The following is a 24,449-nucleotide window of genomic DNA, read 5'->3' as shown; positions in this document are numbered from 1 at the left end:
AAATTCCAGAAAAATTTTGGCAAAGCCCCAGCAGAACACCGTGGTCAATGCCTCCACACAAAATATTGATGCTTGATCTTTTTCTAAAGAATGCCACTGCTGGCCAGAACCCAACACCATACCGGCTCCCAGAATGTGACCAAAAACTCATGGTAGCCAGCAACTCCCGGCAACCCAAAGGTTTTTTTTCGATGCCAATTGAGGCAGTGCCAGATCCTTACCCTTGCCGGTTTTCTGAATCGCAAAGTAACCAATTACAAAAGCAAACACATTACAAAGGCACATGATAATGCCTACCGAAAGACTCCAACCAGCGGTGGTAGGACCAGCCTGGGCTAAAAGTAAAGCAGTATTAAACATTGATAAAGGTTCTCCAAAGATAATTTCAAAGACTTGATTTTCTTTGAGGTATTCTAGCCGATTCAGGGGCAATCCCCCTCCCTGACTGGCCCCATTACTGGGCGATCGCTGCCATCGACCCCGTTAACTTTTTGGCGATCAATGTCTCCCCAGTCCACAAATTAGTAATGAAAGCTTGACTAGGCAAAATTCTCCACACCAATTACAAAAAAAGATCAAAAAAGCGACTATCATGCAGAAAATTCCGTTGAGGCAGAAGCCCCAACCCTATTTAGGTCAATCATCGGCAATGACTTTCAACCTTCTCGCCCCCGCTAACAAGCAATGTGAAAAAAAGTTGTGGTCAGACCACAATTGAGTCCCATTTTTTTGTTATCGAGGCTACAATCAATGAAGTCTTTTTTCACTGATTCATCAAGCTCTACCGCTGACTAGCCTTCTCTAACACTCTTACGCCTGAATCCTTGCATTCTGTTTTTTCCCCAAGAAGAAGTTAGAGAACCCTGAATCAATAGACTGACCGAGTGCACATCATCTAGCAACGCCTAGGGGTGGCCTCAACTTTGACTGACCATCTAATTTTGTACACGACTTAGGAGTTAACGAGGAAAACGGCATGACCCAGACGAAAGAGCCACTCACCAAAGCTGAATCCCCTGAACTAGACCAAGAAATAGAACTAAGCCAATACATTAACACTGATGATATTGACGACGATGATGTTGACGTCGAGGATTTAGAACAGGAAGTTGCCGCTACCGAAGGGAAGGAGAAAAAAGTCCGCAAAATTCGTAAGGACGCGGTTAAAAGAAACCCTATACCGAAGACTCCATCCGCATCTACCTCCAGGAAATTGGCCGCATTCGTCTGCTCAGAGCCGAGGAAGAAATTGAACTAGCCCGCCAAATTGCTGATTTGCTTGAACTTGAATCTGTTTTGGAGAGCTTGGCCCAGCAATTAGAGCGTCAACCTTCGGAATTGGAGTGGGGTAAACAGGTTTGGAAGCTGGAAACAACGAAAGAGCGTCTAATCACCGCTAAGAAAAAAGATCCGAAGAAGAAAGATATAGAAAGCTACCTTGCCAATCCAGACAATGAAATCAGTCTGGAAAATGAGTGGAGCCAACAGCCTAACAAAAATTTTGCCGCCTTCCGTCGTCGTCTCTTTCTCGATCGCCGGGCCAAGGACAAAATGGTGCAATCCAACCTACGGCTGGTGGTATCCATTGCCAAAAAATATATGAACCGGGGTCTATCATTCCAAGATCTAATTCAGGAAGGCTCCCTCGGTTTAATCCGAGCCGCCGAAAAATTTGACCACGAAAAGGGTTACAAATTCTCCACCTATGCCACCTGGTGGATTCGCCAAGCCATTACCCGGGCGATCGCCGACCAATCCCGCACCATCCGTCTCCCGGTCCACCTCTACGAAACCATCTCCCGCATTAAAAAGACCACCAAACTTCTCTCCCAGGAAATGCGACGTAAACCCACTGAGGAAGAAATCGCCGAAAAAATGGAGATGACCATCGAAAAACTACGCTTCATTGCCAAATCAGCCCAACTCCCCATCTCCCTGGAAACCCCCATTGGTAAAGAAGAAGACTCCCGCCTAGGGGACTTCATCGAAGCTGACGGCGAAACGCCCGAAGATGAAGTTTCCAAGAACCTACTGCGGGAAGACCTGGAAAATGTTCTGGATACCCTCAGCCCCCGGGAGCGGGACGTACTGCGCCTGCGCTACGGCCTCGATGACGGCCGCATGAAAACCCTAGAAGAAATTGGGCAAATCTTTAACGTCACCCGGGAGCGCATTCGTCAGATCGAAGCCAAAGCCCTGCGGAAACTACGCCATCCCAACCGCAACAGTATCCTCAAGGAATATATCCGTTAACGCTCTTTGTCCATTTGTCCAGTGATATATAGCTATATAGCCCCAGCGTTGTCTTGACACCATCAGGACAGCGCTTTTTGCTTTCTAAGGGACATTTCAATCTCCCTTAAGGATGTTGGTTGCTGCCAATGTCAAAGCCCCGCTAATCCACTAGATAAGAACCTATGAACAGGGTGATTAGAAACAATGCCCCCATTATCTGATGGAGAAGGTCATGGGAGAAAGAGAGTATGTTGCCTGAATCGGGTAAAAAGTGCCCTGGGAGGAAAAAAGCCACTACTGGAGAAGTTTTCTTGTAGTTGAAAGGCTTGTGGAGAGGGAGTTGTGAGGAGTTGGGAAAAAAGATTTGGAAAAAGTGTTGACTTTTCTTGTGGAGGTGAGTATATTGATAAATGCGCGGTTGAGAGCGAAAGCGACTCGAAAGCGCCCCGAACCTAGACAAAGAAATAGTTTGAGAGACAGAAACCAGACCCTTGTTAATTCAATTAACAAACCAAAGTCTGTTTCTACTTGACAAAGAGTGTAACTCAAGTCGGGTGAAATAGCAATAGAAAAGAGCCGAAACTTATAAATTGGTTATTTTTAACACAATGGAGAGTTTGATCCTGGCTCAGGATGAACGCTGGCGGTATGCCTAACACATGCAAGTCGAACGGGAATCTTCGGATTCTAGTGGCGGACGGGTGAGTAACACGTGAGAACCTACCTTCAGAATGGGGACAACAGTTGGAAACGACTGCTAATACCCAATGTGCCGAGAGGTGAAAGATTTATCGTCTGAAGATGGGCTCGCGTCTGATTAGCTAGATGGTGGGGTAAGAGCCTACCATGGCAACGATCAGTAGCTGGTCTGAGAGGATGAGCAGCCACACTGGGACTGAGACACGGCCCAGACTCCTACGGGAGGCAGCAGTGGGGAATTTTCCGCAATGGGCGAAAGCCTGACGGAGCAATACCGCGTGAGGGAGGAAGGTCCTTGGATTGTAAACCTCTTTTATCAGGGAAGAAGTTCTGACGGTACCTGATGAATAAGCATCGGCTAACTCCGTGCCAGCAGCCGCGGTAATACGGAGGATGCAAGCGTTATCCGGAATTATTGGGCGTAAAGCGTCCGTAGGTGGTTTTTCAAGTCTGCTGTTAAAGAATGGAGCTTAACTCCATAAGAGCGGTGGAAACTGAGAGACTAGAGTACAGTAGGGGTAGCAGGAATTCCCAGTGTAGCGGTGAAATGCGTAGATATTGGGAAGAACATCGGTGGCGAAAGCGTGCTACTGGGCTGAAACTGACACTGAGGGACGAAAGCTAGGGTAGCGAAAGGGATTAGATACCCCTGTAGTCCTAGCCGTAAACGATGGATACTAGGCGTGGCTTGTATCGACCCGAGCCGTGCCGAAGCTAACGCGTTAAGTATCCCGCCTGGGGAGTACGCACGCAAGTGTGAAACTCAAAGGAATTGACGGGGGCCCGCACAAGCGGTGGAGTATGTGGTTTAATTCGATGCAACGCGAAGAACCTTACCAAGGCTTGACATCCCTGGAATCCTGCGGAAACGTGGGAGTGCCTTAGGGAGCCAGGAGACAGGTGGTGCATGGCTGTCGTCAGCTCGTGTCGTGAGATGTTGGGTTAAGTCCCGCAACGAGCGCAACCCTCGTTTTTAGTTGCCATCATTAAGTTGGGCACTCTAGAGAGACTGCCGGTGACAAACCGGAGGAAGGTGGGGATGACGTCAAGTCATCATGCCCCTTACGCCTTGGGCTACACACGTACTACAATGGTCGGGACAACGGGCAGCGAGCTCGCGAGAGTAAGCGAATCCCATCAAACCCGGCCTCAGTTCAGATTGCAGGCTGCAACTCGCCTGCATGAAGGAGGAATCGCTAGTAATCGCAGGTCAGAATACTGCGGTGAATTCGTTCCCGGGCCTTGTACACACCGCCCGTCACACCATGGGAGCTGGTCACGCCCGAAGTCGTTACTCTAACCTTAGGGAGGAGGGCGCCGAAGGCAGGGCTAGTGACTGGGGTGAAGTCGTAACAAGGTAGCCGTACCGGAAGGTGTGGCTGGATCACCTCCTTTAAGGGAGACCTTTACCCCTTCATCTTGAAAGCAAAGTGCAAATAGAGAGAAGTTGGTCAACCAAAAGGTCGAGCAAGGGATTAGCCGAAAGGTTGAAGAGTGGAAGTCTTTCAAACTATTGCCTAGGCGAGGTAAAAGGCAAGGGCTATTAGCTCAGCTGGTTAGAGCGCACCCCTGATAAGGGTGAGGTCTCTGGTTCAAGTCCAGAATGGCCCACCTAACCAAAAACAAGCCAAAAAGAAGGATAAACCCTTCAGCATCCTGTCTGATGAGAGTCAGAGGGAATGCTGGATGTAAGTCCAGTAAGAACCTTGAAAACTGCATAAAGAAAAGAGAAAGCAGGGAAAATCTTGCTCTTCCTAACCATTTCTAGATTAACTACGATGCTTTTGGCTGAGTGGAAGATTGAAAAATGGTAAAGGTAAGAGAAAAGATAATCCTAGTTAGCAAAAGAAGATCTTAATAAGGTCAAGCTACAAAGGGCTAACGGTGGATACCTTGGCACACAGAGGCGAAGAAGGACGTGGTTACCGACGAAACGCTTCGGGGAGCTGGAAACAAGCATTGATCCGGAGGTGTCCGAATGGGGCAACCCAAGTGAACTACCCGCTGAATAAAATAGGCGGGAGAGAGCGAACCTAGTGAACTGAAACATCTTAGTAGCTAGAGGAAAAGAAAACAAAAGTGATTCTCTAAGTAGCGGCGAGCGAACGGGGAACAGCCTAAACCAATGTCTTCGGAGATTGGGGTCGTGGGACAGCAACGTGGACTGAGTAGATTAGACGAAGCAGCTGAAAACTGCACCAGAGGAGGTGAAAGTCCTGTAGTCGAAAATCGAAGCAGCCTAGCTGAATCCCGAGTAGGTCGGAGCTCGTGGAATTCCGATTGAATCCGCCAGGACCACCTGGTAAGGCTAAATACTACTGTGTGACCGATAGCGTAAAGTACCGCGAGGGAAAGGTGAAAAGAACCCCGTTGAGGGGAGTGAAATAGAACATGAAACCGTTAGCCTACAAGCAATGGGAGCTCGATTAAACGAGTGACCGTGTGCCTGTTGAAGAATGAGCCGGCGACTTACAGGTTGTGGCAGGTTAAGGTGTGTTGCACCGAAGCCAAAGTGAAAGCGAGCCTGAATAGGGCGTTAGTCACAATTTGTAGACCCGAACCCGGGTGATCTAACCATGGCCAGGATGAAGCTTAGGTAACACTAAGTGGAGGTCCGAACCGACTAATGTTGAAAAATTAGCGGATGAGCTGTGGTTAGGGGTGAAATGCCAATCGAACCCGGAGCTAGCTGGTTCTCCCCGAAATGTGTTTAGGCGCAGCGGTTGTAAAGTCAACTTGGGGGGTAAAGCACTGTTTCGCTGCGGGCGGCGAGAGCTGTACCAAAGTGAGGCAAACTCAGAATACCCAAGAAGAAACGACCAGTAAGACGGTGGGGGATAAGCTTCATCGTCGAAAGGGAAACAGCCCAGACCACCAGCTAAGGTCCCCAAATCATCACTAAGTGAGAAAGGAGGTGGGAGTGCATTGACAACCAGGAGGTTTGCCTAGAAGCAGCAATCCTTAAAAGAGTGCGTAATAGCTCACTGGTCAAGCGCTCCTGCGCCGAAAATGAACGGGGCTAAGTGATGTACCGAAGCTGTGGACTCAGATATGAGTGGTAGGGGAGCGTTCTGTATAGGGTGAAGCACTAGCGGCAAGCAGGTGTGGACAGTACAGAAGTGAGAATGTCGGCTTGAGTAGCGAAAATATGGGTGAGAATCCCATACCCCGAAATCCTAAGGGTTCCTCCGGAAGGCTCGTCCGCGGAGGGTTAGTCAGGACCTAAGGCGAGGCTGAGAAGCGTAGTCGATGGACAACCGGTCAATATTCCGGTACTGATTATAAATTGTGGCGGGGGACGGAGAAGGCTAGTGCAGCTGGAAGTTGGTTACCAGTCCAAGCATTCGAGGCGATGAGAGACGGAGAAAACGTCTTGAGCGGAGGTGTGATGGGGAGTCTCTACGGAGACGAAGTGCATGATGTCAAGCTTCCTAGAAAAGCCCGAACCACGTTAATTTATAGTCACCTGTACCCGAAACCGACACAGGTAGGAAGGTAGAGAATACTAAGGGGCGCGAGGTAACTCTCTCTAAGGAACTCGGCAAAATTACCCCGTAACTTCGGGAGAAGGGGTGCCTCCAGCAATGGAGGTCGCAGTGAATAGGCCCAGGCGACTGTTTACCAAAAACACAGGTCTCCGCAAAGTCGTAAGACGCAGTATGGGGGCTGACGCCTGCCCAGTGCCGGAAGGTTAAGGAAGTTGGTTAGGAGTAATCCGAAGCTAGCGACTGAAGCCCCGGTGAACGGCGGCCGTAACTATAACGGTCCTAAGGTAGCGAAATTCCTTGTCGGGTAAGTTCCGACCCGCACGAAAGGCGTAACGATCTGGGCACTGTCTCGGAGAGAGGCTCGGCGAAATAGGATTGTCTGTGAAGATACGGACTCCCTGCACCTGGACAGAAAGACCCTATGAAGCTTTACTGTAGCTTGGAATTGGGTTCGGGCTTTGCTTGCGCAGGATAGGTGGGAGACTATGAAGTTGCTCTTGTGGGAGTAATGGAGTCAACGGTGAGATACCACTCTGGTGAGGCTAGAATTCTAACTTGTTCCCGTTATCCGGGAGAAGGACAATTTCAGGTGGGCAGTTTGACTGGGGCGGTCGCCTCCTAAAAGGTAACGGAGGCGCGCAAAGGTTTCCTCAGGCTGGTTGGAAATCAGCCGAAGAGTGTAAAAGCAGAAGGAAGCTTGACTGTGAGACTGACAAGTCAAACAGGGACGAAAGTCGGCTTTAGTGATCCGACGGCACTGAGTGGAAGGGCCGTCGCTCAACGGATAAAAGTTACTCTAGGGATAACAGGCTGATCTCCGCCAAGAGTTCACATCGACGCGGAGGTTTGGCACCTCGATGTCGGCTCATCGCAACCTGGGGCGGTAGTACGTCCCAAGGGTTGGGCTGTTCGCCCATTAAAGCGGTACGTGAGCTGGGTTCAGAACGTCGTGAGACAGTTCGGTCCATATCCGGTGTAGGCGTAAGAGTATTGAGAGGAGACTTCCTTAGTACGAGAGGACCGGGAAGTACGCACCTCTGGTGTACCTGTTATCGTGCCAACGGTAAACGCAGGGTAGCCAAGTGCGGAGTGGATAACCGCTGAAAGCATCTAAGTGGGAAGCCCACCTCAAGATGAGTACTCTCATGGTGTTAAGCCAGTAAGGTCACGGGAAGACTACCCGTTGATAGGCTCTAGATGGAAGTTCAGTAATGGATGAAGTCGAGGAGTACTAATAGACCGAGGGCTTGACCTTTTTCTTCTTTCTCTTTCTTTTTTCTTGTGCAGTCTTCTGGGTCTCTTCTCAGCTAAACCCAACAATCTTTCTTGGTGTCTTTAGCGTCATGGAACCACTCCGATCCCATCCCGCACTCGGCTGTGAAATGTGATAGCGGCGACGATACTCTGGGGGTTGCCCCACGGCACAATAGTCCGATGCCAAGTTCCTCTTTCTTTGATTTAAGGCTCTCCATTTTACTTGGGGGGCCTTTGGTCATCTTAAACTTAGATTTAAGATTCTATTTTTAGTTTTTTAGTGATGATGGCAATTAGTTCTCTGGCGTGAACCGAGGAAAATTGTCAACGAGGGGAATGATAGAATTGCTAGAAGTCTAATTTGGCTTTGTAGAAATTCTCAGCTAGTTATTCCCCTAGCCCCCTTTTGTTGTTAACCCAGGAGGTTTAAAACTCTCAGATGACTCAAGTTGTTGTAGGTCAAAACGAACCCATTGAATCCGCGCTACGCCGCTTTAAGCGCCAAGTTGCTAAAGCTGGCATCTATACAGATTTCAAAAAGCATCAATTTTTTGAAACGCCGCAGGAAAAACATAAACGCAAGGAAGCAACCCGCAGAAGACAGCGTTCCCGCCGTCGTTAGTTAGTTGTCGATACTGAGATTAGAAATATACTTTCATCTTCTAGTAACTTCTTCGGTTTTTCATATAACCGAGGGAGTTTTTATTTTTCTTCTTCTATTTCAGGAAACTTGGGGAGTTAAGCGTCCTTTCTCTAAACGCCAACATTGATCGGCGATCGCTGTTAGTTCGCCTGGATCGTGGGTCACAACCAGGAGTCCCCAATGACCCTTTAATTTAGTCAGTAGACTGACCAATTGTTGACGCATCGACCAATCTAAGCCAGCGGTTGGTTCGTCGAGGAGAAGAATATTAGGTTGACGAATTAATTGCACTGCTAAGGACAGTCGTCTTTGCTGACCGCCACTAAGGGCCTGGGGCGACAAATTCCAAGGGCAGTGACCTAGGCCAACCTCTTGGAGAGTTTCTGCAATACGGCTGCGGGCAACTTCCGGATGCCCCAAGCGCAATTCCTCTAGCAATGTGCCACCGCAGAAATGACGTTCCGGAAACTGAAACACTAAACCACATAGCTGCTGGAGGTGCAGAGGAGTTAACTCCTGGGTTTGCCAACGGATATGGCCGCCGGTCGGTTCCGCTAGACCAGAAAGAATTTCTAACAGAGTAGTTTTACCAGAGCCACTAGGGCCAATTATCAAACCGAGTTGTTGGGGAGCTAATTCTAAATTGATATCTTTTAGAATGGGATGCAAGGCGGCGGGCGGATGGTAGCAAACGTCGTTTAAACACAGCATATGGATAAAATTGAAACGCAATGTCCCTGGCAGATCATAGTTTGCCCTGCCAGTTCCGCCAAAAGCTAGATATTATGGCAATCACAATTTCCTAGAATTTTAGCTTGATTGGCCTAATTTTCTTGGCTTCGCCATTGCTCCTTCCTGTTCTCTTTGTAGATACACTCGACTATGTTGGCTTCCCTCACCCGTTTTACTCCGATGAATTTGATTCGTAATCGTTGGGCTCAAGTCTTTACCCAATCGCTATTAGGGGTCCTGATAGTTGGTGGTACTGCTTGGGCCGGGGATCCCTTTCGCCCCAGCAATCCCCATAACATTGGCAACCAAACAGAAGCTGCCTTTGAAGCAATTTTTCGCGATGGGAATTATCGAGGGGCAGAAGAAATTTTAGCTGTAGCTCTTCAATCCGAACCCAATGAACCACTGGTTTATGCCATGCAGGCTTCCTTTGCCTACGACGCCAATGATATGGAGGGAATGAGGAAATATGCCCAGCAAACCCTAGAGTCGGCCCAGCGCTTGGCCCCCAGCGATCCTTTACGGGGTAACTTATACATTGCTGTGGGTCATTTTCTAGAGGGTAGTTATCTGCTTAAAAAGGGTAGTTACTTACAAGCCGTAGGCAAAACAGGTACGGTATTCGAGCATCTAGACAAAGCCTCCGCCATTAATCCCAACGATCCAGAACTTAATCTTTTGCGGGGTTACTTGGATCTATTTTTATCCCGTTATACCCCCTTCAGCCAATCGGAACAGGTGATTAGCCGCTTTGAGCAGTATGCGGCACCTGATTATCTCCGTTACCGCGCCCTAGCCACCACCTATCGAGATTTGGAAAAGTACGACCTTGCCATGGCTAATATTGACCGGGCTTTGACCATAACTCCAGATAACCCTGAATTGCAATACTTAAAAGGGCAGTTTTTACGTAATGAGGGCCGCCGCAGTATGGATTTAGGCAAACTTCAACAGGCCCAGCAATACTACGCACTGGCCTTAGAAAAGCAGGATCAACTATCCCGGGCATTGGTGGTTCAACTTAACCATGAAAATAATGCAGTGGTAGATGAAATTCAAAAATTAGCCCAAAATCCTAGTCTTAAGGAGTTCTAAAAGAGGAGAGGCGATTGTGTAGTGTAATTCCTTTTTTCCAATAGGCTGACTAGTTTTACCACCACTAGGAGCTGTTGGACAAACTTGTCCCCTTTCTTTTTTTAATTTAAGCAAATCCTAAACGGTTGTTTTGCTCACTTGAAACTGCTCTGCTACTTTTCTAATTGAGGTTTGACCACCTTCAGATCTGATTTCTAAAGAAAATCTTAAGAGTGCTCAAACCTTTATCTAGTAAGTGTTTGGAGTATTTGTAGCTCTTGCCATAACAAACACTGAAAGCCTTATCATTGCATGATCTCAGTATACTTATGAAATCAGCTCTCATGGATCTTGACTATTCTCTCCCTGATATCCATTGATAGAGCATGCATTTTATCTTTCGATAAAAATCTACTGCTGTTTGTCGCTCATTCTACCACTTCTTCATGGAATCTACCGTAAGTTTTCGATTAGGTTTTCAGTATCTGTTCCTTGTGTCTAATGGTCAGGAACTTCATTAAACTTGTTTTAATTCTATGTAAATTTAGCTCATTCTGCTAAATAGAGATACTATCACTTGCAAACCCATGCAAACACAAAACACTAGTTTTAAATTTTATTCCAGCCAAGATTGTTTATTTTCCCTGTCTGATAATAAATACTAACTTTGTCTATATATTCATTAAAATCTTGATTTTCACTAACAATTCGATTGACTGATTCCCAATCCACTTCAAGACGTGGCTTAGCGGGTAAAAATATTTCACTTTCAGATGGATTTTCAGGATCTAAAAGAATAACTCCAATACCATGAAGTGATGATAACATCCTTAATTCATATTCAACATTGCTATCTGAAATCTCAGCCGTTATTAAGTAACCTTCATTTGCCCATGTGGAATTGCTGACTGCCTGAAAAAATACTCCCTGACATTACCCATATTGAGTTTCTTTTTAACTTCAAAAGACCATAAACGAACCCGCCTTCCTGCCCCATGTTTTACACATTCCCTAATTGATTCATGCCAGTCTGTATCTTTAGTTTCCATCGCAACAATGTCAGGATGTAACCATTTATTTGCACCAGATCCCAAACTATTTTTTGATCGTTTTTCATTAATCCTCAAACAATACAATCCAATAGTTGATCTTAAATAATTAATTAGCAATGGATATAAATCTTCTTCTGTTAACGTTTTGTTTTATAAGCTAACTTGAGAAATAAAAATATCACTACTGTCTTTTTCTTCAATAGCTGTAGTTTTATTGAATTCATCTTTTTCAGTCTTGAGACGTTTTTCTGGGTCAAACCAAAATATTCTGGGTTTAGGTTTATTACGCCAACAAATACGAATTTCTCTTTTGAGTAGCTCTCCTTTCGCAACATAAGCTCCAATCTCTGCCGCGACTTGTTTTATTAGCTCCGTATCATCAATATCATCAGTATATCTGGTATTTTGGCGTTTTTCTTCATAATCATCAGAATATCTTTTGATAATTTCTTGTGCAATTTGTTTTGCAGAAAACTGTTTATTTGGGTATTCTCTTAAGAACATTACAACTCGGTCAAGTTGACTTAATTTAGACATTATGAAACGCGCAAATAATAAAGTAAATTTGACTTTTTACTAGGTTATTCCAAAATCTAGTGGAGGGAACTGTTATTAATTCCCCCTATCTCAGGTTAATTTACTGATCCGCCCCTTCAATCGGTGCAAAACCTTGGCGTTGAATATTTTCTGTTACATGGCGGGGTTCCAAGAACTGTAATAAATAATCTGGGCCACCGGCTTTAGAACCTACCCCAGACATTTTGAAGCCCCCAAACGGTTGGCGGGAAACGAGCGCCCCGGTAATGGTGCGGTTGATGTAAAGATTACCCACTTCAAACTCAGCGGCGGCTCGGTTAATGTGGTCAGGGGTACGGGAATAGAGACCCCCCGTTAAAGCGTAGTCGGTGCCATTGGCAATTTCCAAAGCTTCGTCGAAATTGACCGCCCGGATAATTGCCACCACCGGGCCGAAAATTTCTTCCTGGGCAATGGTGGCATGGCGTTCTACATTTTTAAACACCGTCGGGCCGACAAAATAGCCTTCACTAGGAGCATCACAGGCGATCGCCAATTCACATTCCGCCTTGCCCTGTTCGATGTATTCCTTAATGCGGGCTTGGGCTTTGGCATCAATCACTGGGCCCACCTGGGTGCTGGGGTCATCGGTGGGGCCTACATTGAGGGAACGGGTCGCTTCCACAAACCGCTCCACAAAGGCATCATGGACGGGGGAAAGCACCACCACCCGGGAACAGGCGGAACACTTTTGCCCGGTGTAACCAAAGGCGGAATAGACTGCCCCGGCCACCGCTTGATCTAGATCCGCACTTTCATCGACGATGATGGCGTTTTTACCCCCCATTTCGGCGATTACCCGTTTGAGGTGTTTTTGCCCCGGTTGTACTAAAGCGGCATCGGCATAAATGCGACAACCCACTTCCCTGGAGCCGGTGAAAGCAATCAAATGCACGTCGGGATGGTTGACCATGTGGGAACCCACCACCGAGCCCTTACCGGGTACATACTGGAAGACCCCAGGGGGAACCCCCGCTTCAATGAGGATTTCGGCAATTTTGGCCGCAATTACCGTGGAAGTTTCCGCCGGTTTAAGCAAAGTACAATTGCCCGTCACCAAAGCTGCTACTGTCATGCCTACGGCGATCGCCATGGGAAAATTCCAGGGAGAAATCACTAGGGCAATACCCCGGGGTTGGTAGAAATAACGGTTGGTTTCCCCCGGAATATCGAGGTTAACGCCCTGATCTAGCCGTTCCATTTCATCGGCATAGTAACGACAAAAATCGATCGCCTCGGAAACTTCCGCATCGGCTTGGGGAATAATTTTGCCCACTTCCAGACAAATCCAGGCATTCAATTCATGGCGACGCTCTTCCATAATGTCCGCCGCTTTACGAAGAATGCCACACCGTTCCCGTACCGGAGTTTTCTTCCAGGCAGGAAAAGCCGCTTTAGCCATTTCTAGGGCATGGTCTGCTTGGTCAACACTGATCAACCCTACTTTGCCAATTACCTGGGATGGTCGGCAGGGATTAACGGAATCAATATAGGTTTCTGTCTCTACATACTTGCCATTGATGTAGGGCAGATAGGTTTTGCCCAATTGTTGTTTAACCCGGGTTAGGGATTGGAATGCTTTTTGGCGCAGGTCAGCATCAGCGTAATCCATATCGGGGGCGTTGGGATAACCCTTGGTGGGTAGGTCATTAATGCCTTTAATTTGGGGCGGGGCAATCAATTCTTCGATGGGCCGCTCTTCGAGGTTTTGGCGCAGAAAAGAACTGTTGGCCGTATTTTCCAGCAATCGTCGGATCAAGTACGCCATGCCCGGCAGTAGCTTACCGTAGGGGGCATAGACCCGCACCCGATGACCCCGTTTCACGATCGCCCGGGCCAAAGGTTCCCCCATGCCGTAGAGGATCTGCATTTCATAGCGTCGTTTGGGAATATTTAATTGTTCGGCGATCGCACAGGCCAGGGCTTGGGAACGCACGTTATGGCTACCAATGGCGGCGTATAAATACTCGTGATTTTCCAACAATAAGCGAGTCATCCGCTCATAATTGGCATCGGTCTGGGCTTTTTCCACATAAACGGGAATTTGCCAATGGTTTTGTTGAGCTTTAATGGTTTCCTGATCCCAATAGGCCCCTTTCACTAAGCGCACAGTGACCGGATAACCCCGATGTTTGGCCCAGGGAATCAATCCTTCTAGATCCGCCGCAGAATCCCGCAGATAGGCCTGCATGGTGATGCCAATGTCAGTGCGGGAACGGAACTCTTCTTCTATCAACAACTCCTTAAGAATATTTAAAATCAGATCTTTGTAGTGGTACTGTTCCATATCAAAGTGGACAGCGACGCCTAATTCCTGGGCTTTTCGCAACAGTGCCCGAATCCGCTGACAAACTTTGGCTTTACTGCCTGCGGGGTCGAGGGGATCAAATTGGGAATAAAAGGCCGTTAGCTTTACCGATACCTGCACCTGGGGCAACATTTCCCCGTCCGCCTCATCAATTTGGGCCACCTTCGACCAAGACTTGGCCTGCTGGGATAACTGGGCCATTAAGTCTAAATAATTTTGCCAATATTCCGCCGCTTCCGATTCCGTAATCACCGCTTCCCCCAACAGGTCAATGGTGAAGCCCATTTTTTCCTTGCGGAGCCGTTCCACTGTTTTAATCACCTGGGCGATCGTTTCCCCGGCAATGTATTTAAAGGCCAATTGCTCCGTGGCCTTACTCACCGTCCCTGCGGCAATCTGGGCAGGAGTAGAGTGGGCATCGGCAAAGTTCAACAGTTTTTTCAACGCCTCCGGTAACTCCACCTCCTCTTCGCCCATATATTGCTGGAGGTGGTTGGCAATCTCGCTATTACTTTGCAAAGCGGGGAGACAGTCAATAAATTTGAACAGTTGCACCCGTAAGCCGGGATGGCCCATGGTCCAATCCAGCAATTTATCATCGAGCCGCAGATTATCCCCAATTTTGTCCCATAGTGATCGTTTCTCCCTGGTCTGGGCTAATAGTTCCTTGGCGATCGCCTGGGTAGCCTGTTCATACTGTTGTTGTGACTCGATTTGTGCAACCATGGCTTGTCTGTGGACGATCATTAGGGTGAGGTACTTTCAAGTTCTGATCTTACCGTAGTTACCAGTCTCCATAATGACTGCATTAAGCTTTGCAGATTTTGCACAGACTCTGTTGGCCTAGTGATTAAACAATTAATCACTCAATAGTTTCGATATAATGAAAAACGACATCTTTTCTGATAATCTAATTCCCATGGTAACAACCTCAGGTCTAGGGATTAATAAAATAGAAGAACAAGAAAGTGACTGGGATAAGTTTACTTACTTGAATTTTTGGAAGAACAATGCCTGCGATAACCTGGAGCTAACGAGATAAAGACTTCTGACTAACGTCAAAAATTTTGTTGATTCTTTGTCTAATCCATTCCACCGGGTTTTTCAAATCCTCCTCAACCAGTAGTCCCATTTCTTTAAGTTTTTGTTCATATCCCTGGAGGGTATCCTGGCGTTTGCTTAATTCCTCTGCTACTCGATCCGATAGTTCAGGGTGGGTGGATAAAAGTTTGTGGAAACAATCTTTACCAATTAAGAAAAGAGTGGACTCTTCAGCGGCGATCATGGTAGTGGGATAGGGAACCTCTAACATCAATGGTAACTCACCAAAGAATTCTCCTTGTTTGAAGGTAAATATACGATTGCTAATTTTTTCATTTTCATAAATGGCATTTATTGCCCCGGTGAGAACGACACAAAAATAGCTATGGTACTGATTTTGTTTAACTAAGATTTCTCCCGCCGATAAATGCCATCGTTTCCCCATTTCAATCACATTTCTAATTTCAAGATTATTGAGTTTCTGAAAGCAGAAGTTTTTCTTCAATAGCTGGGTGAGGGTGGGAGAATTATCTAATTTTTCTCCAGGGATCGGAACTGTATTTTCTTGATTACTAACTGCTAGAGATATACTTTCTGGATTTCTCAGCCATAGATCCCTTTGGGGAAAGGGCATATTAATTCCCCGGCGACGACAATTATATTGAATGATGTGATTAAGGGAGCTAAAGATCAGAAACCTTTGGTCAATTCTTTCAGTCCAAACCCAGAGTTCAAAATTAAGAGAATTTTCGCCAAACCCAAGAAAAATTGCTTTTGGTGCTGGCTCACTGACAATATTTTTTTCCATGGCGGCGGATTCTAATAGCACTTCCGTCACTAAAACTAAGTCGCTGCCATATTCCACACTGACTGGCACTTCGAGGCGACCACTGCAATTTTCATAATTCCAGTTAATTACTAAGTTGCTGGTTAAATCGGTGTTGGGTACCACCAGGTCACTACCTCTAAAAGTACGGATTACTGTAGACCGAATGGAAATTTCTTTGATATAGCCAATGTGGTTATTAAATTCAATTAAGTCGCCAACTTTAAGTTTATTTTCGCCAAAAATTGTTAGACCGCTGACTAAATTTCTGGTCAATTCCTGTAAACCAAAACCAATGCCAATCCCCAGTCCCCCCATAATTACAGCAAAGCTAGCCAATTCCAGACCCATGCCTTGCAGTACGATGATAAAACCTAATACTGCTACCCCTAAACTGGTTAATGTGCCAATTACTTCTCGGTTACCTTCACTAAATCCAAGTTTGAGCAGTAGAATTTTTTTGAGGAATTGTTTGGTGGTCTTAGCAAATACTCCCACCAATAAAAGCAGAAAACAGGCCTGAATAATCCACCATAAAGTGATGCTCTCAGTGCCCAGCTTGAAGATGGGAGCATTCAATGTTTCCACCAGCCAAATTTTTAGTAAATGCCCTTGTTCAATCCCATTGGCGATCGCCTGGGGGGCCGGTGCTTGTAGATTAAGTTGTGCGATCACGGTATGCTTTCCCAGGATCAGGATGATCAAATATGGCCAAGCCCCAATTCTAGCCTAGGGTTCAGTGGACTAAGGGAATGATTAACTAAGAAATTCACCATGGTGATGACACTGAAATTGGAGCCCAAAAATCAAGCCCTCCGACCTAGCTGTTTACGGACGATTGATAACACGATGATAGCGGCCACACTAACCAGGACAATTTTTGATACTGGCTCCAAGTATTGCTCCACTAAGTCATAGTTATTTCCCAGCTTATAGCCAGAACTACCGAGTAAGGTTACCCACAGAGATATGCCCCCCAAGCTGTAGAGAGTAAAGGAAATCAAACCCATGGCATTGACCCCCGCCGGTAAGGAGACCATGGTGCGGATGCCTGGCACTAAACGCCCCAAAAATACTGATTGACGTCCATAGCGACCAAACCAAATGTTGACTTTGTGAATATCTTTGGCATCTAGACCAATCCACTTACCATAACGGTCGGCAAGTTGTTCTAGCCTTTCTTCACTGACCCATTTACCTATGTAGTACCAAGGATAGGAACCTAGAATAGTGCCGATAACACCAGCAATAATGGTTGGAAATAATTCCAATTTACCCTGGGCGGCGGCAAAACCAGCTAAGGGCATGATCAATTCAGAAGGGATAGGGGGAAATAAATTTTCCAAAAACATCAAAAGACTGATTCCCACATAGCCCAACTGATTCATTACTTGGGGAATCCATTCTGTAATCCACTGGGACATAGATATTGAGTAAGGATGGGAGGATAGATGGCATAAGAAATTTACTTCATGGAGCGATATACATTAGCAGGGATAGGGTCAATGGGCAGAGCGGGGGGAACGTTAACTTTTATAATGGCGATCGCCCTTTAATCACCAAGCCATGGCCAGTATCAACGACAACTATCTCAAGCTCAAAGCCGGTTACCTGTTCCCCGAAATTGCTCGGCGGGTAAATGCTTTCACCAATGCCAATCCTAACGCCCAGGTGATCAAACTTGGTATTGGGGATGTGACGGAACCCCTGCCCCTTGCTTGTCGCCAGGCCATGGCCAAAGCCATCGACGACATGGGCGATCGCCAAACCTTTAAGGGCTATGGCCCGGAACAGGGTTACGCTTGGTTGCGGGAAAAAATTGCCCAGCACGATTTCCAAGCCCGGGGCTGTGAGGTTAGTGCCGAAGAAATTTTTATCTCCGACGGTTCCAAATGTGACACCGGCAATATCCTCGATATTTTTGGCAAAGACAACACCATTGCCGTCACCGATCCTGTTTATCCCGTCTATGTGGACACCAACGTGATGGCGGGGCACACCGGCGATGCCAACGACAAAGGGGAATACGGTGGCCTGGTTTACCTGCCCATTTCGGCGGAAAATGAGTTTATAGCGGCCATACCGAGCCAAAAAGTAGATTTAATTTACCTTTGTTTTCCCAACAACCCCACCGGGGCCACTGCCACTAAAGCCTATTTAAAGGAGTGGGTAGACTATGCCCTGGCCCATGGTTCGATCATCTTTTTTGATGCAGCCTACGAAGCATTTATTACCGATCCCACTTTGCCCCATTCCATCTATGAAATTGAAGGGGCCAGGAACTGTGCCATTGAGTTTCGCTCCTTTTCCAAAAATGCTGGTTTCACCGGCACCCGTTGCGCTTTCACTGTGGTACCAAAAACTTTAACCGCCAAAGCCGCCGATGGCACTGACGTGGAATTATGGAAACTCTGGAACCGCCGCCAATCCACCAAATTTAATGGGGTTTCCTACATTATCCAACAGGGGGCAGAAGCGGTTTATTCTCCTGAAGGCCAAGCCCAGGTACAGGAACTGATTGCCTTTTATTTAGAAAATGCTCGCATTATCCGGGAGAAATTAGCCGCCGCCGGTTTGATGGTCTATGGTGGGGTCAATGCTCCCTATGTGTGGGTCAAAACCCCCGATGGGCTGAGCAGTTGGGACTTTTTTGACAAGTTATTACATACGGTGAATGTGGTGGGTACCCCTGGCTCTGGTTTTGGAGCGGCCGGAGAAGGCTATTTCCGCATTTCCGCCTTTAACAGTCGGGAAAACGTAGAGGAAGCCATGGAGCGCATCACCTCTACCCTCAAATTGGGTTAGAATCCCCCTGGAGCCGCCCAACGGTTAGCTCTAAGCCTTTACCAGTCGGCATTACCGGTCTGAGAATACAGTGCAGTCATCCGTCGAACTTTGGCAAAAAAATCTGCACCGGGCCAAGCAGGCCAGGGATTTAGTTTTCGACTACGCTTTGGGTACTAGCCTAGTAGCCCTATTGCCGATCGCCGGTTACTATTCCCTGCGGCTGTTGCTGGTGTTATTTCTGCTGGTGAAGATGTGCCGGGACATTGGGAAAGTCTGGCAATTTCCCCGGGGTCAAGACCTATTGGCGATCGCCGGTAATATTTTTGGGGCCATTGGCGCAGTGATCACAGCCTCTGTAGTCTGGGTCATCCTACTAGCGATCGGGATCTGGGTGCCCTATTTCGACAGTTTTAAAGGCTTTGCTGGACTGTTTACCCTCACTTGGATGCTAGGGCAAAGCACCAACCAGTATTATGCCAATGGTGCGGCCAAGTCCTCATCCCGCTGATTTGTTAAATCTTGGACCAATCCAGCCTGACTGACTCAGGGAAGCGTAAACCATGGGCATCTTTAACCGCCGAAGACTATTACTGGGGGGAGCAGCCCTGGGGGGAGCATTCACCATAGGCCAGGAGGAGCGCCATCGACAAAAACAGCAACAGTTGGAGGAACTGGCCCGGGCCCAGGCCAGCAACACCGACCGCACCAGTATGTTAAGTGCCGCCTTTGAAGCTGATGCGGAAAAAATCTACCGGGGCGAGGAGATTATCAAGAGTGTGAGGCTTACTCCCCCTATCCTGCCCTACGATCGCCAAATTTCCCGACTACTGATCCGTTGCAGTAAAATCGCCACCCAACAATACCTAACGGGGAAAACCATCCCCAGCTACGACGGCAATATCCGACAATTACCGGCCTACAGCTCCGATTTGGACGAATATAAGCAAATTACTTCGTTTCGAGGCAAGGAAGCCAAGATTTCCGAATCCGTTGCCGTCCAAATTCCCCTGGATAACACCGGCGATCCCCTAGATAAAACCTGGGACCAAGCAGAGGACTCCCTAGGGGAAACCATTCGTCAAGTGGTTAAAGTCACCCAAGAAATCCCCGTTTACCTCGGTTTTGTGCTCAGTTCTCCCCGGCACAATTTAATTGTGTTCCGGGGCACCCAAACCACCATGGAATGGGTTAACAATCTCCGGGCCCAGCAAATTTCCTTCACCGATCCCCAATCAGGGCAACATTTCGGCAAAATTCACCAAGGCTTTATCGAAAATTATCTGCGTATTGTCAGTCCCATTCCTAGGGAAATTGCCCGACAATTAGACCCGACTGTGCCCTGTTACGTCACTGGCCATAGTTTGGGCGCTTCCCTGGCGGTGCTGGCAGCCCTAGATTTGGCCGTTAACCTGCCTAATTTACGGCCTCAAATCCAACTTTATAGCTACGCTTGCCCTAGGGTTGGGGATATAACCTTTGCCCAGCTCCATTCTCGCCAAGTGCCTAACAGTTACCGCATTGTTAATCTAGCGGACGTAATTCCCCTCCTGCCCCCCACCACGGGACTGGGCACCTACGTCCATGTGGGCCAGAGTTGGAGTTTCCTAAACCAAGGGCAAGACATTTTACCCAACCATGTGGTGGACACCTACCAAAGCGCAGTGCATCGGGAAGTGGAAACGGACCAGTCTAGGGATTATCCCATCGCCGCCGTTTGATCCTTTTTTGAATTGTCCCCCTGACCCCCAATGCTGGGTTTGTAGGGGGAACTAAAAAACTAAGTCATACCCACTAACTTTTCGCTTAAATCCCACATGCGCTGGGCTTTTTGGGCATCGCTACCCTGTTCGGAAAGTTCCTGCACAAAAGCTTCCCGCCCGGCTTGTTGGCGGTTGCCCCAACTCCAATGCACCCCGGACTCTTTAAATTTGTCATCTGCCACCACCATGGCGACCCGTTCCCCTGCTAATTCTTGGCTGACATAGCCTTTGGTGACATTTTTTTGGAACCAGGGAAAAATAGTCCGGAATAGGGAATAGTGGTTGCGGAAGAGGGGAGTATCGGCCACACAACCAGGGTAAAGGGAGTTAAAAATAATGCCTGTTTCTTGGTGGAAGCGACGGTGTAATTCCCTGGTGGTGAGCATATTACAGAGCTTACTATCCTTGTACGCTTTGCCCGATTTGAATTTTTTATTATTAATCATGGCAATGGGTTTTTTAAAGCCCGCTTCAAACCCTTCAAAGTTGCCCAGATCCGGTGGAGCGGGGATGGGAATTTTGCCCCCAAGCTCTTTGCTGTTGGCGGTGACGGTACCCAAGATAATTAGGCGTTTATCTTCGTCGGAACAAGCTTTCAGGTCTTCGAGCAAGAGATTGCAAAGCAAGAAATGTCCCAGGTGATTGGTGGCGACGGATAATTCATAGTCATCCGCTGACCAGAGGGGATCATCTAATAAAGGGAAGTAAACTGCCGCATTACAAATTAAAGCTTTGAGAGGACGCCCCAATTCTCGAAACTGGCTCACAAATCGCCGCACACTGTCTAAATAGCCCAAATCTAGTTTAATAATGGTGTAAGAATTTTTAGGAAAACCCAACTCGTCGGCAACTTTCTGAGTTTTGTCCAAATTGCGGCAGGCCATGATGACATGCCAGCCCTGATCAATTAACGCTTTAGCGCCATATAGTCCCACCCCGGAGGAGGCTCCGGTGATGATCACCGTTGGTTTCATCGGCTGTTCCATAGATTTATAAATTTTTAATTAATTGTTAGTGGTTAAACTTCGCCACTCTTTAGAATCGCATAATGTTGAAGCCCCTTTTGTGAAGGAGCTTTAAGCAAAATTCAGTTTTGTCCATGGTTAATCATGGGGCAGCGGGGGGATTTTCCACAGGGGTACCCTCGGCAATGTCCAATTCAATTTGCGGGCCCCGGTCGAGAATTTCGATGTCCCATTGTCCCCGTTTTGCGGTTTCAAAAACGATGTAGCGCCCGTCGGGACTAATCTTGGGATTTCTGACCCATTGGCGATAGTTGAGGGTTAATAGGTCAGTTTTTTTGGTGAAGCGATCATAAAGGGCAATGTCGGGCCGCCCTTGGATGCTGGACAAATAGACTAGGTAACGGCCGGTGCGACTCAGGCTGGGGCTTTCGGCAATGGTGTTGGCTTGGTTCAATCCCGGTAGGTTGACCAATTGATTGTTGCGCAGGTCATAGACCAAAATTTCCCTGGTGCCGTTGCGGTTAGAAACTAGGGCCAACCAGCGGCCATCACCACTGAGGCTGGGCTGTTCGTCATTGAAGCGGCTATTTAAGCTCTGGTCCAATGGCGATCGCCTGACGTTATTACAACCACTGAGCGCTAGGGGGACTAGTATTATTGCCGACCATAACCATGGAGTCCGCCCTAAACTACCCCAAATTCTCACCCTGTTCACTGGGAAAAACTAATAATCAAACCGTTCTTGGTCATCAGCTCCGATGGGGGGCTCTTCGCCATCAACGGGGGAGCGACTAGGGCCTTGACTGCGGGGATTACCACTGCGACTCTGTTCCTGGTTCCTATCGGCAGAGTCCTCGGGAGTGGTGGGGCGGGGAGTTAAATCAGCTTCATCAATGGGTTGGTAGTCCACATAGGCCGCCGGGGGTTCATCTTCGTAGGGGCGGGCATTGCGGGGGGCATTCCTCTCTGGGCGATCGCCAAAGGAATCATAATCACTGCTCGGACCAGTAGTGGGACGGGGACGGCGGTTACTGGGACGACGGGGGGGATTGGGGGGATTGCTCGCTTCTGGGCGGGGGCGACGGCTTGAGGGACGACGGCTGGGGGTAGGATCATCCCAAACGTCATTGGCACCACTATCCCAACCAGAGTAATCATCTTCATCTTCATAACCGTAGTTATCGCTGTAACCAGGGGCGGGGCGCTGGGGGGCACTGCGGCCAGCGGGAGGACGGGAACGGATTGGCTTGGTATTGGGAGGGGGAGCACTGCGACCACTAGGGGGACGGGGCCTGGCCCTAGCTTCCGCTTCTCCATAGCCATCGGGACGGCCACTGCGGGCATCATCGTCATAACCCCTTAGGCGACGATTGTTACGGGCAACAGGTTCATCCTCTGGTTCCAATTGGTCTAATTCTGCTTCGGTATAGACCCTAGTTTTACTCACCCGGCGATCGTCTGCGTAGGGGGCACTGCGCCTGGCCTGTTCGGTGGTGATGCCCCGTAAACGGATAGTTTCAGCGGCAAAAAACACGGTGGAGCCACTGAGCAATAATTGCCCAAACTGTAAAATCGGATCAAGTCGCCAACCTTGGAACAGTAGAATTAGCCCGCACAGTAGGCCCACAGCAGAAAAAAAGATGTCGTAATCCCGGGACACCTCCGGCCGTACGGAGCGCAGAAAATAGAGCCCCGCCCCGGCCACTGCGAGAAAAATACCAAGGATGCTAGCTGAATTGAGCCCGAAATTTACCATTACCCTGAAAGCTAATGTTTCTCTGCTCCATGGTAGCTGATTCTGTTAATGGCCGAAGGGGCCTAGATATTGGCGATCGCCATTTTGATCTTTTCCGATTCCAGAGCCTGGCCAATTACCACTAAACGGGTTTGCCGTTTATCTGTCTCTGTCCAAAGGCGATCGTAGAAATAATCAAACCTTGGCCCCACCCCTTGCAGCACCAGGCGCATATTCTTTTGGGGCACGGCAACAAAACCCTTGATGCGATAAATCTCATGGTTTTCCACTAAATCGGCTAAACCTTTGACCAATTGCTTGGGGTCAAACTCTCGGTCTAAGGCCACATAGACCGCATTAATGTCCTCGTCGTGGTCGTGATCTTCCTCGTGGTCATGGTGACTGGGGCGACTATGGAGGTTGTCTTCCACCGCCGCATTAAAACCGAGAAGTATTTCTGGGCTAATTTGCCCTTGGTGACAGGGCACCACCTTCACTCCTGTGGGTAACTGGTCGCCCAACCAACTTTCCAACCGTTGTTGATCCGCATCCGCCAATAAATCGGTTTTGGTTAACAGCACCATATCCGCACAGGCCAACTGATCTTCAAACAGTTCTTCGATGGGAGTTTCATGGTCGAGGCTATCATCGGCCTGCCGTTGCGCTTCCAATGCATCCAAGTCTCCCACCATGGCTCCCCTAGCCAGGGCCTCCCCATCCACCACGGTAATTACCCCATCCACCGTGGCTCCAGTGCGAATTTCTGGCCAACGAAAAGCTTGAATTAGGGGTTTGGGCAGGGCTAAACCAGAAGTCTCCACCACAATGCAATCAATTTCCTCTCGCCGCTCCAATAAAGCCTGCATGGTGGGCAAAAATTCTTCCTGCACGGTGCAACACAGGCAGCCATTGGCCAATTCGACAATTTTAGGGGCTTCATTGCTTGAAGAAGAGATCTGATTACCGTCTTCGTCACACATTTGGCAACTGCGGAGAATATCTCCATCAATGCCCACTTCCCCAAACTCGTTGACCAATACGGCAATGCGTCGTCCTTGGTTATTTTGTAATAGGTTCCTAACCAGGGTAGTTTTGCCAGAGCCAAGGAAGCCAGTGACCACGGTAACGGGGATTTTGTGCATAGATTTTGTGAAAATTTGTGAAAATTTGTGAAAATTAAATGGTGGCTATCCAAGGGAGTATTTAAGTTTAGCGGTGGTTTTCCCCCCAAGGAACGGTCATGATGGATAAAGATTTTTCCCCCACTAAGATTG

18 protein-coding genes, 1 tRNA gene, 3 rRNA genes and 1 pseudogene are annotated in these 24,449 nt (G+C 47.9%); 11 read left to right on the top strand and 12 right to left on the bottom strand.

Translation table 11 applies throughout. From position 1 onward, the window contains the following. Nucleotides 1-83: 83 nt before the first annotated feature. Nucleotides 84-360, bottom strand: a pseudogene (gene psaK, locus IQE94_RS17790) (photosystem I reaction center subunit PsaK). 616 nt (nt 361-976) lie between these two features. Here psaK and IQE94_RS17785 point away from each other — a divergent pair. The 7 genes from IQE94_RS17785 to rpsU all read left to right on the top strand — a co-directional run bounded on the left by IQE94_RS17785 (nt 977) and on the right by rpsU (nt 8,298). Then, nucleotides 977-1,258: a hypothetical protein gene (locus IQE94_RS17785; RefSeq protein WP_223342446.1), complete on the top strand. Its 282-nt coding sequence runs from the start codon at nt 977-979 to the stop codon at nt 1,256-1,258. Continuing rightward, complete coding sequence (gene rpoD, locus IQE94_RS17780) at nt 1,192-2,253, top strand: RNA polymerase sigma factor RpoD (protein WP_223343259.1); 1,062 nt, start codon at nt 1,192-1,194, stop codon at nt 2,251-2,253. The genes IQE94_RS17785 and rpoD overlap by 67 nt, the downstream gene beginning before the upstream one ends. Nucleotides 2,254-2,840: 587 nt before the next feature. Next, nucleotides 2,841-4,329 (top strand): 16S ribosomal RNA (locus IQE94_RS17775). 142 nt (nt 4,330-4,471) lie between these two features. Further along, nucleotides 4,472-4,545 (top strand) — tRNA-Ile (locus IQE94_RS17770). A 250-nt stretch (nt 4,546-4,795) separates the two neighbouring features. After that, a 23S ribosomal RNA gene (locus tag IQE94_RS17765) occupies nt 4,796-7,677 on the top strand. A gap of 70 nt (nt 7,678-7,747) precedes the next feature. Next, nucleotides 7,748-7,865: ribosomal RNA gene (gene rrf, locus IQE94_RS17760) — 5S ribosomal RNA — on the top strand. The 16S, 23S and 5S rRNA genes sit together here with 1 tRNA gene alongside, the layout of an rRNA operon. A 250-nt stretch (nt 7,866-8,115) precedes the next feature. Continuing rightward, nucleotides 8,116-8,298, top strand: coding sequence for a 30S ribosomal protein S21 (gene rpsU, locus IQE94_RS17755; RefSeq protein WP_010873397.1), 183 nt, complete (start codon nt 8,116-8,118; stop codon nt 8,296-8,298). Nucleotides 8,299-8,397: 99 nt separating this feature from the next. Here the strand turns inward: rpsU and IQE94_RS17750 are convergent, their stop codons facing one another. Further along, nucleotides 8,398-9,030, bottom strand: a complete 633-nt coding sequence (locus IQE94_RS17750; RefSeq protein ID WP_212718934.1) for an ABC transporter ATP-binding protein — start codon at nt 9,028-9,030, stop codon at nt 8,398-8,400. Nucleotides 9,031-9,201: 171 nt separating this feature from the next. Here IQE94_RS17750 and IQE94_RS17745 point away from each other — a divergent pair, with 171 nt between their 5' ends. After that, complete coding sequence (locus IQE94_RS17745) at nt 9,202-10,146, top strand: Sll0314/Alr1548 family TPR repeat-containing protein (RefSeq protein WP_212718937.1); 945 nt, start codon at nt 9,202-9,204, stop codon at nt 10,144-10,146. A gap of 588 nt (nt 10,147-10,734) precedes the next feature. Here the strand turns inward: IQE94_RS17745 and IQE94_RS17740 are convergent. From IQE94_RS17740 to IQE94_RS17715, 6 genes are all read right to left on the bottom strand, one after another. Next, nucleotides 10,735-10,953, bottom strand: a complete 219-nt coding sequence (locus IQE94_RS17740) for a hypothetical protein (protein WP_212718951.1) — start codon at nt 10,951-10,953, stop codon at nt 10,735-10,737. A gap of 44 nt (nt 10,954-10,997) precedes the next feature. Continuing rightward, nucleotides 10,998-11,174, bottom strand: coding sequence for a hypothetical protein (locus IQE94_RS17735; protein WP_223342445.1), 177 nt, complete (start codon nt 11,172-11,174; stop codon nt 10,998-11,000). A gap of 153 nt (nt 11,175-11,327) precedes the next feature. Further along, complete coding sequence (locus IQE94_RS17730; RefSeq protein ID WP_212718954.1) at nt 11,328-11,714, bottom strand: hypothetical protein; 387 nt, start codon at nt 11,712-11,714, stop codon at nt 11,328-11,330. 100 nt (nt 11,715-11,814) lie between these two features. Next, the gene (gene pruA, locus IQE94_RS17725; RefSeq protein ID WP_223342444.1) at nt 11,815-14,787 is read right to left on the bottom strand and encodes an L-glutamate gamma-semialdehyde dehydrogenase; all 2,973 of its coding nucleotides are present in this window, start codon (nt 14,785-14,787) and stop codon (nt 11,815-11,817) included. 304 nt (nt 14,788-15,091) lie between these two features. Further along, a complete protein-coding gene (locus IQE94_RS17720) occupies nt 15,092-16,603 on the bottom strand; it encodes a mechanosensitive ion channel domain-containing protein (RefSeq protein ID WP_212719009.1) in 1,512 nt (503 codons plus the stop codon). 131 nt (nt 16,604-16,734) lie between these two features. After that, nucleotides 16,735-17,352, bottom strand: a complete 618-nt coding sequence (locus tag IQE94_RS17715) for a DedA family protein (RefSeq protein WP_212719012.1) — start codon at nt 17,350-17,352, stop codon at nt 16,735-16,737. A gap of 142 nt (nt 17,353-17,494) precedes the next feature. Between IQE94_RS17715 and IQE94_RS17710 the strand changes: the two genes are divergently transcribed. The 3 genes from IQE94_RS17710 (at nt 17,495) to IQE94_RS17700 (ending at nt 20,433) form a co-directional block, all read left to right on the top strand. Next, nucleotides 17,495-18,733: an LL-diaminopimelate aminotransferase gene (locus IQE94_RS17710; protein WP_212719015.1), complete on the top strand. Its 1,239-nt coding sequence runs from the start codon at nt 17,495-17,497 to the stop codon at nt 18,731-18,733. 70 nt (nt 18,734-18,803) lie between these two features. Further along, entirely contained in the window at nt 18,804-19,223 is a 420-nt protein-coding gene (locus tag IQE94_RS17705) for a hypothetical protein (RefSeq protein ID WP_370630491.1), read from the top strand. Nucleotides 19,224-19,275: 52 nt separating this feature from the next. Then, a complete protein-coding gene (locus IQE94_RS17700) occupies nt 19,276-20,433 on the top strand; it encodes a lipase (RefSeq protein WP_223342443.1) in 1,158 nt (385 codons plus the stop codon). A gap of 59 nt (nt 20,434-20,492) precedes the next feature. On the opposite strand, the gene IQE94_RS17695 is transcribed toward IQE94_RS17700, so the two are convergent. From IQE94_RS17695 to cobW, 4 genes are all read right to left on the bottom strand, one after another. Beyond that, complete coding sequence (locus tag IQE94_RS17695; RefSeq protein WP_212719023.1) at nt 20,493-21,461, bottom strand: protochlorophyllide reductase; 969 nt, start codon at nt 21,459-21,461, stop codon at nt 20,493-20,495. Nucleotides 21,462-21,582: 121 nt separating this feature from the next. Continuing rightward, a complete protein-coding gene (locus IQE94_RS17690; protein WP_223342442.1) occupies nt 21,583-22,155 on the bottom strand; it encodes a biopolymer transporter Tol in 573 nt (190 codons plus the stop codon). A 9-nt stretch (nt 22,156-22,164) separates the two neighbouring features. Then, complete coding sequence (locus IQE94_RS17685) at nt 22,165-23,196, bottom strand: Ycf66 family protein (RefSeq protein WP_223342441.1); 1,032 nt, start codon at nt 23,194-23,196, stop codon at nt 22,165-22,167. Nucleotides 23,197-23,258: 62 nt separating this feature from the next. Beyond that, nucleotides 23,259-24,317, bottom strand: coding sequence for a cobalamin biosynthesis protein CobW (gene cobW / locus IQE94_RS17680; protein WP_223342440.1), 1,059 nt, complete (start codon nt 24,315-24,317; stop codon nt 23,259-23,261). Nucleotides 24,318-24,449 lie beyond the last annotated feature (132 nt).

This window comes from Synechocystis sp. PCC 7339 (genome assembly GCF_019924095.1).
Taxonomy (GTDB): Bacteria; Cyanobacteriota; Cyanobacteriia; order Cyanobacteriales; family Microcystaceae; genus Synechocystis.
Note: the sequence above shows the minus strand (reverse complement) of the source record. Positions and strands in the feature narration are given on the sequence as shown.